Source organism: Burkholderia sp. Se-20378 (assembly GCF_017104665.1).
GTDB lineage: Bacteria > Pseudomonadota > Gammaproteobacteria > Burkholderiales > Burkholderiaceae > Burkholderia > Burkholderia lata.
Map to the genome: position 1 here is coordinate 1 of NZ_JAAGPG010000360.1, position 8,787 is coordinate 8,787.

Sequence of the window (8,787 nt, forward strand, 5' to 3'; positions counted from 1 at the left end):
GGTCTGCCGGGATAGGGCGCGGCGGCGGGCGACAGCCCGTACAGCCGCGCGGCGACGACGGCGAGCGGCCAGAGCCGGCGGTAGGTGGCGGGAAGCGTGGCGATCAAGGCGGGTGTCTCCGGTTTGTTGTTGTCTGCGGTGGACGGCGCGCCGTCGAGGGCGCGGCTGTCGGCCATTATCCGGAAGAAAGGGCGTGGTAAAACCGGCGAATCCTTCTAGGAAACGGCCGGGATCGCCGTGCACCGGCTTGCCCGCCAGCGCATCGATCCGGCGATCGCGGGCCCCGATGCCTGGGCGCGGCCGCCGGATTTCTCCGCGCGTTGCCCCGGTTGAACCGGGGCAATGACTTCAATTCGGCTTGCTATGATCGCCGCGGTATTGCCGTTGTCGCTGTCGTTGTCGTTGTTCCGCCCGGCCGCGCGACTGGATGCGCAAGCCGGTGCGTGCCCGATGAATCCATGCCGTGCCCGGCCCGTGCGCTCATGCGAAGCGGGGCGGGCTGGCCTCCCCACGAAAACAGGTCCGACCATGACCGAACTTCTCCACGGCGACGGCGCGATCCGTCGCACGACGCCGTACGGCTCGTCGATCGAAAACACCTATGCGGGCGTGCTGTCGTTCATGCGCCGCAACTATTCGCGGGAGCTCGACGGCGTCGACGTCGCGATCTCCGGCGTGCCGCTCGACCTCGCGACGACCTACCGCTCCGGCGCGCGGCTCGGCCCGGCTGCGATCCGCGCGGCGAGCGTCCAGCTCGCGGAGCTTCATCCGTATCCGTGGGGCTTCAACCCGTTCGACGATCTCGCGGCCGTCGACTACGGCGACTGCTGGTTCGATGCGCACAACCCGTTGTCGATCAAGCCCGCGATCGTCGAGCATGCGCGCACGATCCTCGATTCCGGCGCGAAGATGCTGACGCTCGGCGGCGACCACTACATCACGTATCCGCTGCTGGTCGCGCATGCGGAGCGCTACGGCAAGCCGCTGTCGCTGATCCATTTCGACGCGCACTGCGACACGTGGGCCGACGACGATCCGGACAGCCTCAATCACGGGACGATGTTCTACAAGGCCGTGAAGGAAGGGCTGATCGATCCGGCGACGTCGGTGCAGGTCGGGATTCGCACGTGGAACGATGATTTTCTCGGGATCGAGCGGCTCGATGCGGCGTGGGTGCATGACCATGGATCGCGCGCGGCGGTCGGGCGGATCGTCGATATCGTCGGCGCGCGGCCCGCTTACCTGACTTTCGATATCGACTGCCTCGATCCGGCGTTCGCGCCTGGCACGGGCACACCGGTCGCGGGCGGGCTGTCGTCGGCGCAGGCGCTCGCGATCGTGCGCGGGCTCGGCGCGGTGAACCTGGTCGGCGCGGATGTGGTCGAGGTTGCGCCCGCATACGACCACGCGGATATCACGGCGATCGCGGCCGCGCATGTTGCGTGTGACTTGCTGTGTCTGTGGCGGCAGAAGAAGGTGGCGGGGGCGTTGAAGTAAGTCAGCATGTCGGGCAGGCGCGCGCCGCCGGTGCGGTGCGCGCATCGCCGGATTGGTGCGCGGCTGCCGTTCGCATGCCATGGGGCCGGCGAAGGAAGTCTTCGCGGATTTCCAGGCAGGGGCCTTGCCGACCCGTTGACGATATCCGCGAAACGTCAGCAGGTTGCTGCTTCCGTTCACCAGCGAAGCGTCGGCGTGTCACCGATGATGTACGCCGACGTCATCACATCAAGCGAAAAGCTATCGGCTCCTGAAAAAGGCGGCAAGCATGTCGTCTTTCGGCGCTGCAGCTTGCGTTGTTTGCTGCTTTCCCGATCGTCCGCGGGATCGTGCGTGATCCGCCCCCGCACCGGCGCCATCGGGCCACGTTCCCGTATAGACCGCGCGCGGCCTGATGAGATCGGATTGCTCGCGCTGCTCCAGCCCATGCGCGATCCAGCCGATCGAGCGGCCAAGCGCGAACAGGCCGAATGCGGCGCCGACGGGAAGCCGCAAATGTCTGCGTAGCGCCACCAGCGCGAGATCCAGCGAGGGCTTCTGGCCGACGAGCGCGCTTCCTGCATCGATCATCCTTTTCCATTGGGGATGACGCGGCAGGATCCGCGACAACAGATACGTCGCGCGCACGTCGCCGTCGGGATAGAGCGCATGTCCGAAGCCCGGCAAGCCGTCTCCCCGGGCGAGACGCTCGCTCATTTTTTGCTCGACGTCCTTGTTACCCAGCTCGTCCCACAGCGCTTCGCCACGCGCGGTGGTGGCGCCGTGCCGCTCGCCCGACAGGCCGGCCAGGCCGCCGACCACGACGGCCCGCAAGCTCGCATTCGTCGACGCGATGCATCGCCCCGTGAAGCTCGATGCGTTCAGTTCGTGATCCGCGCACAGCACGAGCGCCATCCTGATCAATTCGGCGCCCGCAGGCCCGACGCCCCATGCCCGTGCGCATTGCTCGTGGATGGGTGCGGTATCGATCCGGGTGCGCAGCAGGCATGCCGCCAGGATCCGCACGAGATCGCCACAACCCTGCGCCTGGCGATCGGCCGACTGATGCCAGATCGCCGTTGGCGCGTCCTCGCTTGCGACGGTGAAGAGCGGCAGCAGCGCCTGCTCGGCGCGTTGTTTGTCGTAGTGCCTGAAGAGTGTTCGCAGTACTGAGGGCGTCGTGGGCACGTGACGACCGAAAGCGGTCTGCTCGTCGCATTGCCACAGCAGCGCCGCGACATCCTCGAGACTCGCGCGGGCAGCGAGATCGAGTGCATCCACACCGCGATAGAAGAGCCGGCCGCCGTCGATCAACGTGATGCTCGATTCGAGCACGGGCGAGCCCCAGTTCAGCGCGGCCTTCGCCACTTCCTTCGGCTTGTGGCCACGTGCACGTTGATCGGCGAGCCGGTCGACGTCGGCCGCGAGGTAGCGGCTTTCACGGTGACTGCTGCCCGGTTCCGCACGAAGCAGGCCGCGGCTGACGTACGCATAGAGGGTTTGCCGCGAGACACGGAGCCTTGCCGCGGCTTCGGTCGAATTCAGGTAGTTCGACATCGTGCGCAGGGGAAATCGTTCGACAGGTTGATCAGGATAATCAACGTTGACAGCAAATGCGAGCGAGACGATCTTTGCCTCACCCAATTCATGCGAGGCGAACATGCATATCGATCAAATGTCGAGAGAACGAGCCGCGACCGATGAGGATCGGGCGTTGCGTCATCTGCGGGCGTTCTGGCTGGCGGCGGGCGGGTCTCGGGCGTTCCTCGAGTCGTGCAGCTTCAGCGGCTCGGGCGAACTGGTCTCGGCGTTTCGCGTAACAGACCTGGCCACGGCGGCGATCGGCGCGGCCGGGACGTCCGTTGCCGAATTGCTGCATGCGTCGACCGGAACGTTGCCGTCCGTACGGGTCGACCGGCGCATGGCGTCGCTGTGGTTCGGCACGTCGCTGCGTCCGCAGGGCTGGACGATGCCGCCTCAGTGGGATCCGGTGGCCGGCAACTATCGGGCGCGCGATCGCTGGATCCGGTTGCACACCAACGCGCCGCATCATCGACTGGCCGCCTTGTCGGTGCTCGACTGCGCCGCCGATGCACCGTCGGTCGCGCAAGCGGTGAATCGCTGGGATGCAGGCGCGCTCGAGCACGCGATCGTCGAACGCGGCGGTTGTGCTGCGGCGATGTACTCGGCGCAGGAGTGGGCCGGGCATCCGCAAGGCAAGGCGGTTGCAACCGAACCGTTGCTGCACGTTCATGCCGCGACCGATGCCGTCGCGCATGCGTGGCGACCTTCGAAAGACCGGCCGTTGCGCGGCATTCGCGTGCTCGACCTGACGCGCATTCTCGCCGGCCCCGTGGCGACACGGTTTCTTGCGGGCCTGGGCGCCGACGTGCTGCGCATCGATCCGTACGGCTGGGAAGAACCGGGCACGGTACCCGAGGTCGTCCTCGGCAAGCGGTGTGCGCGGCTGAACCTGAAGGATGCCGCGGATCTCGATACGCTCAAGCAGTTGCTCGGCAGCGCCGATATCGTCGTGCACGGTTATCGGGCCGATGCGCTGGCGCGCCTCGGACTCGATGCTGCGCATCGGCGCGAACTGAATCCTGCGCTCATCGACGTGTCGCTCGACGCGTACGGCTGGAGCGGTGAATGGCGCTGCCGGCGCGGCTTCGACAGCCTCATTCAAATGAGCACGGGCATCGCCGAGGCGGGCATGCGCATGACGGACGGCGATGAACCGGTGAACCTGCCCGTTCAGGCCATCGATCATGCGACCGGCTACCTGATGGCGACGGCCGCCATCCGCGGGCTGACGACACGAATGAAAGAGGGCGTCGGTACCGAGGTTCGCGCTTCGCTGGCGCGCACGGCGGCCGAGTTGCAGTTGCGGTCGGAGCCCATGAGCGACGTAGTCGAACTGGTCGCCGACGGTCAACGTGATCGCGCGGAACACGTCGAACCGACGTCGTGGGGGCCGGCATCCCGGCTCCTTCCGCCAGTGCAGATCGACGATGCGCCGCTCCGTTGGCTTTATCCGGCGCGTGCGCTGGGGGCGTATGAACCCGAGTGGCTGTCTTCGAACCGCGATCTTTGAGGCGGTGCGATGAATCGTCGGGTGTCGGTGAGTGGCGTCGGGACGGGAATCGACCTGGCCACGGCGACGCATTTCGCCGGGTGCCATGCGCAGGTCGTCATCATCGGACAGTGCACGAACATGCTGGAACACGCGGCCGAAGTGATCGGCGGCGTGTTTCCCGATGCACCCCCACCGCGGCCTGGCTGCCGACCAGGGCCTGCCTGATCGGACGGAACGCGTTCGGAATACGTTGGTCGAGCGGTTCGAAACCCTGGATATCGCGGTTATCGCGACCGGCGGAGAGGGGGCGGGCTAGTGAAGCAGGTAGGCCGGCGCAGACCGCCGGCGCGTTGTGCGTTGCTGGATCGAGGGCCGGGCGTTGCCCTTAACCGCGCGTGTCGACCCAGTTGCGTGCCCAGCGGGCCGAATGCTGCAACGCCTGCTCCTCACTCGTGAAGTAGTCGAGCGAATAGAACTGGTAGCGGCCTTCGGTGCGTGGGCTACCGGCGCGTTCAAGCAGCAGGTTGGATGAAAAACTACCGTCGGGCAAACGATGCGCCGAGGGTTGGACGGCATAGCCGTTGTATTGTTGAATTTGGTTGTTCTGCATTTTAATTTTAATAATGTTCGAGTGCGCGCGTGCCGTGCCAAATGTGCACGGGTACGCCGATTCACAGCCATTGCGAGCTGAATCTGAAGCAGTCGTAAAGCGAAAAAGGGCTTGGCAGCCTGAGGGGGAATGAAGTGCAACGAGGCGTGTGGCGCTCGGCGAGCTGCTGAATGAACCGATGCAGCTATGAGCAATCGCGCCAACTTTGGGAGATCAATCTCCGCGAGGATGTCGCTGCAACCCGGCATCCGTTACGGGAGGCCGGGTCCTTCAAACTTTACAGCGGCTTGATGTTGGCCGCTTGCAGACCCTTCGGGCCTTGCTTCGTTTCGAAGCTCACCTTCTGATTTTCAGCCAGCGTCTTGAAGCCGTCGGCGCGAATTTCCGAGAAGTGGGCGAACAGGTCGTCGCCGCCGTTGTCGGGCGTGATGAAGCCAAAGCCTTTGCTGTCGTTGAACCACTTGACGATACCGGTATCCATGAAGATTCCTTGAGAAAAAAATAAACGAAGATTTGCTCTGTAAACGAGCGCGTGAAGCATCAAGGAGGGAGTGGACAACGAATACCGCTGAGGAGCGATCAATTGATGAACAGCAATCGGACTTCTTGAACTTCGGACGATACACTAACCGCTGGGCGGTGCCGGCGTCAATCGCTACTTTGTAACTGTTTCTTCGGGCGGTCGGATTGGCGGATGAAGCGATGTGGCCCTGCCTGGCTGCCGGACTGCGCGCGCTACCCGGCATGACGCGCGGGTAAGGCCGACGAGTCGTGTGTCCGTCGGCCTCTTCGACACCATGCGCGCTTTGTTCCCGCTACTTCGCCGCGAGCGCACTCTGCACGCTTTTATCGACCCATGCGTTGTCGGCCACGCTCAGCTTCTGCGGAATCAGCTTCGCCGCATAAAACGCATCGGCGACACCTTGCTGGGCCGCGACGATCTTGTCGTCGAGCGGCACCGCACCGAACGGGACGCGCTTGATCCACGTTTCGACGAGCGGCTGCGGCAGGCCGACCTTCGGTGCGATCAGCGCGGCCGTGTCGGCCGGATGCGTGTTGACCCACTGGCCCGTCTCGCGCGCCTGCTTCATGATCGCGCCGACCACGTCGGGATGCTGCTGCGCGAAGTCCCGCGTCGCTTCGTAGAAGTTGTTGGTCGCCGAGAGGCCCGTGTAGTCGGACAGCGTACGCACCTTCAGCGTGTTTTGCGCGGCTGCATAGTACGGATCCCAGACGACCCATGCATCGACGTTGCCGCTCTCGAACGCGGCGCGTGCATCGGCCGGCGCAAGGTACACGGGGCGGATTTCGTCGTAGCGCACTCCGGCCTTCTTCAGCGCTTCGAGCAGCAGGTAGTTCGCGCTCGAGCCCTTCTGCAGTGCGATCTTCTTGCCGCGCAGGCCGGCGACCGAGCGGATCGGCGAATCGGCCTTCACGACCACGGCTTCGTTGTGCGGCGCCGGCGGTTCCGCGCCGACATAGACGAAGTGCACGCCGGCCGCCTGCGCGAACACGGGCGGCGGCGCACCCGTATAGCCGAAGTCGATGCTGTTTGCGTTCAGCGCCTCGAGCAGTTGCGGGCCGGCCGGGAATTCGAACCACTGCACGCCATAGCCGAGCGGCTTGAGCCGCGCTTCGAGCGAGCCTTGCGCCTTGATGACCGACAGCAGGCCGGCCTTCTGGTAGCCGATGCGCACGACCTTGTCGGCGCCGCCTTGCGCGAAGGCCGACGCGGCGGACAGCGCGACGAGCGTGACGGCGGCGGTGCGCGCGATCCAGCGGGTGAAACGAATCATCGAACGGACTCCATGCAAAACGTCTTCGGGTGAGCGGTGGTGCCGCTCGGTTGGAAGAATCGTCGCATGGGCGATCACGCCCGCAAACGAAGCATTGCCGATATCAATATGACGGCGGCGCGCCTATGCTTCGTCGCTGTCGTCTTTCGATGCCGGTGTGCCGGACTGTCGCGCGGCCTCGTCGCTGAGCTTCTTGTCGAGGATCGTCGCAACGCGGCCGCCGAGATACGCGCTCGCCGCGGTTTCCAGCGCGCGGTTCGTCTCGCCTTCGACGAACACAGCCGCGAGCGGCCGCAGGCGCCAGATCGCATCGACCAGTTCGGGCACGTCGGTGGCGGGCGGCAGCGTGCCGGCGTCGTAGCGGTCGAGCCGCTTCACGACGAGATCGACGAGCAGTCGCGCGATCGCGTCGAAATGCGGCCGCGCGAGGCTGATCACGTCGAGCAACTCGCGCGGCGGGATGCCTTCCTTCGTCATCGCGGCGGCTGCTTCGAGCAGTGCGGGGCTCTTTGCGACGAACGACAGGCCGCGCCGTTCGAGCAGGCCGAGTTCGGTCACGCGCGACAGTTGCGTGGTCGCCTGCGGGCCGAACATCTGCGCGAGCGCGGCGAGCGAATAGGTCTTCGGCAGCTCGTGCGACCAGCGGCCGCCGATCGCGTTTTCGAGGCCGAGGATCGAGCGCAGGTCGTGGCCTTCGTCGATCGCCTTGATCAGGTCCTGGATGTTCGACAGCGTGTAGCCGCGCGCGAGCAGGTGGTTGATCAGCTTCAGGCGCGCGACGTGCGTGTCGTCATAGATGCCGACGCGGCCGCGCTTTTCCGGCGGCGCGAGCAACCCGCGATCCTGGTACGCGCGGACATTGCGCACGGTCGTGTCGGACACGCGCGCGAGTTCGTCGACCGTGTACTCGTTGCGGGAGTCCGGCGCCGCCTCGTCGGGTGTGGAATGAGTCTGTTTTGACATGCGGCCATTCTAGCGCGACGTGGCAGGCTCGGGCGAGACGGGGAGCGTGCGTGCGCCTTCGCCGAGCGGGCGCTGCAGCAGCGCCGTATCGATCCAGCGGCCGTGCTTGAAACCGGCCGCCTTCAGCATGCCGGCCGGCTCGAAGCCGAACGCGCGATGCAGCGACGTCGAGCCGCCGGTGCCGCCGTCGGCAATCACCGCGATCATCTGCCGCCACGGGCCGGCCTCGCAGCGTTCGATCAGCGCGGCGAGCAGCGCGCGGCCGATCCCGCGTCCGCGCTGGGCGTCGTCGATGTAGATCGAATCCTCGATCGTGAAACGGTACGCGCTGCGCGTGCGGTACGGCGTCGCGTACGCGTAGCCGGCCACGCGGCCGTCGCATTCGGCGACGAGGTACGGCAGCGCGTGGCGCAGCACCGCGTCGCGGCGCGCGCGCAGTTCGGCGACGTCGGGCGGCGCTTCCTCGAACGACGCGACGCTGTGATGAACGTGGTGCGCATAGATCGCGTGGATCGCATCGAGGTCGGCGTCGGTCGCGTCGCGAACGACGCAGGCGGGGGCGGTGGGCATGGCGGCGAGTCCGGCGAATTCAGAACGCAAACCGCTACTATGCCGGCCGTCGCAGCGCGTGGCAAAGCCGTGTGCGGCGGCACTCGCCTACAGTCGGCCGTCCGCCGCGTGCACGGCCTCGGCGATCGCATCGGCGACACGCTGCACGCGCGGCGACCGGCGCACGTCCGGGTGGACCACGAGCCAGATCTCGCGCTCGATGTCGCAACGTGGCGCGGCCGTCAGCTCGACGAGCGGCGCACCGGCGTGTGCGGCCGGATCGTCGACGAGAAACCGCGGCAGCAGCGCGACGCCGG

At 66.1% G+C, this 8,787-nt stretch carries 8 protein-coding genes and 1 pseudogene; 2 read left to right on the forward strand and 7 right to left on the reverse strand.

Annotated features, from left to right (window positions below; genetic code table 11):
• Positions 1-528: 528 nt before the first annotated feature.
• On the forward strand, positions 529-1,497 hold the full coding sequence (gene speB / locus G3N93_RS28125) for an agmatinase (RefSeq protein WP_206134426.1): 969 nt from the start codon (positions 529-531) through the stop codon (positions 1,495-1,497).
• 240 nt (positions 1,498-1,737) lie between these two features.
• Here the strand turns inward: speB and G3N93_RS28130 are convergent, their stop codons facing one another.
• Positions 1,738-3,033, reverse strand: a complete 1,296-nt coding sequence (locus tag G3N93_RS28130; RefSeq protein WP_206134430.1) for a citrate synthase family protein — start codon at positions 3,031-3,033, stop codon at positions 1,738-1,740.
• A gap of 103 nt (positions 3,034-3,136) precedes the next feature.
• On the opposite strand from G3N93_RS28130, the gene G3N93_RS28135 reads away from it, so the two are divergent.
• Entirely contained in the window at positions 3,137-4,570 is a 1,434-nt protein-coding gene (locus G3N93_RS28135) for a CoA transferase (protein WP_206134427.1), read from the forward strand.
• A 367-nt stretch (positions 4,571-4,937) separates the two neighbouring features.
• Here G3N93_RS28135 and G3N93_RS28140 read toward each other — a convergent pair whose 3' ends face one another.
• The 6 genes and pseudogenes from G3N93_RS28140 to G3N93_RS28165 all read right to left on the reverse strand — a co-directional run.
• Complete coding sequence (locus G3N93_RS28140) at positions 4,938-5,162, reverse strand: hypothetical protein (RefSeq protein ID WP_011354757.1); 225 nt, start codon at positions 5,160-5,162, stop codon at positions 4,938-4,940.
• A 277-nt stretch (positions 5,163-5,439) separates the two neighbouring features.
• Positions 5,440-5,643: a cold-shock protein gene (locus G3N93_RS28145; RefSeq protein ID WP_006485974.1), complete on the reverse strand. Its 204-nt coding sequence runs from the start codon at positions 5,641-5,643 to the stop codon at positions 5,440-5,442.
• Between the two features lie 334 nt (positions 5,644-5,977).
• Entirely contained in the window at positions 5,978-6,958 is a 981-nt protein-coding gene (locus G3N93_RS28150; protein ID WP_206134428.1) for a sulfonate ABC transporter substrate-binding protein, read from the reverse strand.
• Between the two features lie 123 nt (positions 6,959-7,081).
• Positions 7,082-7,921, reverse strand: coding sequence for a MerR family transcriptional regulator (locus G3N93_RS28155; RefSeq protein WP_174937653.1), 840 nt, complete (start codon positions 7,919-7,921; stop codon positions 7,082-7,084).
• Between the two features lie 9 nt (positions 7,922-7,930).
• Positions 7,931-8,491 carry a GNAT family N-acetyltransferase gene (locus G3N93_RS28160; protein ID WP_206134429.1) on the reverse strand — a complete coding sequence of 187 codons (561 nt, stop codon included), beginning with the start codon at positions 8,489-8,491 and terminating at the stop codon, positions 7,931-7,933.
• Between the two features lie 87 nt (positions 8,492-8,578).
• Positions 8,579-8,787, reverse strand: a pseudogene (locus G3N93_RS28165) (substrate-binding domain-containing protein); the annotation flags it as partial.

Coding starts and splice junctions, on each gene's coding strand:
- speB (WP_206134426.1), top strand. CDS start 529: ATGACCGAACTTCTCCACGGCGACGGCGCGATCCGTCGCACGACGCCG.
- G3N93_RS28130 (WP_206134430.1), bottom strand. CDS start 3,033: ATGTCGAACTACCTGAATTCGACCGAAGCCGCGGCAAGGCTCCGTGTC.
- G3N93_RS28135 (WP_206134427.1), top strand. CDS start 3,137: ATGCATATCGATCAAATGTCGAGAGAACGAGCCGCGACCGATGAGGAT.
- G3N93_RS28140 (WP_011354757.1), bottom strand. CDS start 5,162: ATGCAGAACAACCAAATTCAACAATACAACGGCTATGCCGTCCAACCC.
- G3N93_RS28145 (WP_006485974.1), bottom strand. CDS start 5,643: ATGGATACCGGTATCGTCAAGTGGTTCAACGACAGCAAAGGCTTTGGC.
- G3N93_RS28150 (WP_206134428.1), bottom strand. CDS start 6,958: ATGATTCGTTTCACCCGCTGGATCGCGCGCACCGCCGCCGTCACGCTC.
- G3N93_RS28155 (WP_174937653.1), bottom strand. CDS start 7,921: ATGTCAAAACAGACTCATTCCACACCCGACGAGGCGGCGCCGGACTCC.
- G3N93_RS28160 (WP_206134429.1), bottom strand. CDS start 8,491: ATGCCCACCGCCCCCGCCTGCGTCGTTCGCGACGCGACCGACGCCGAC.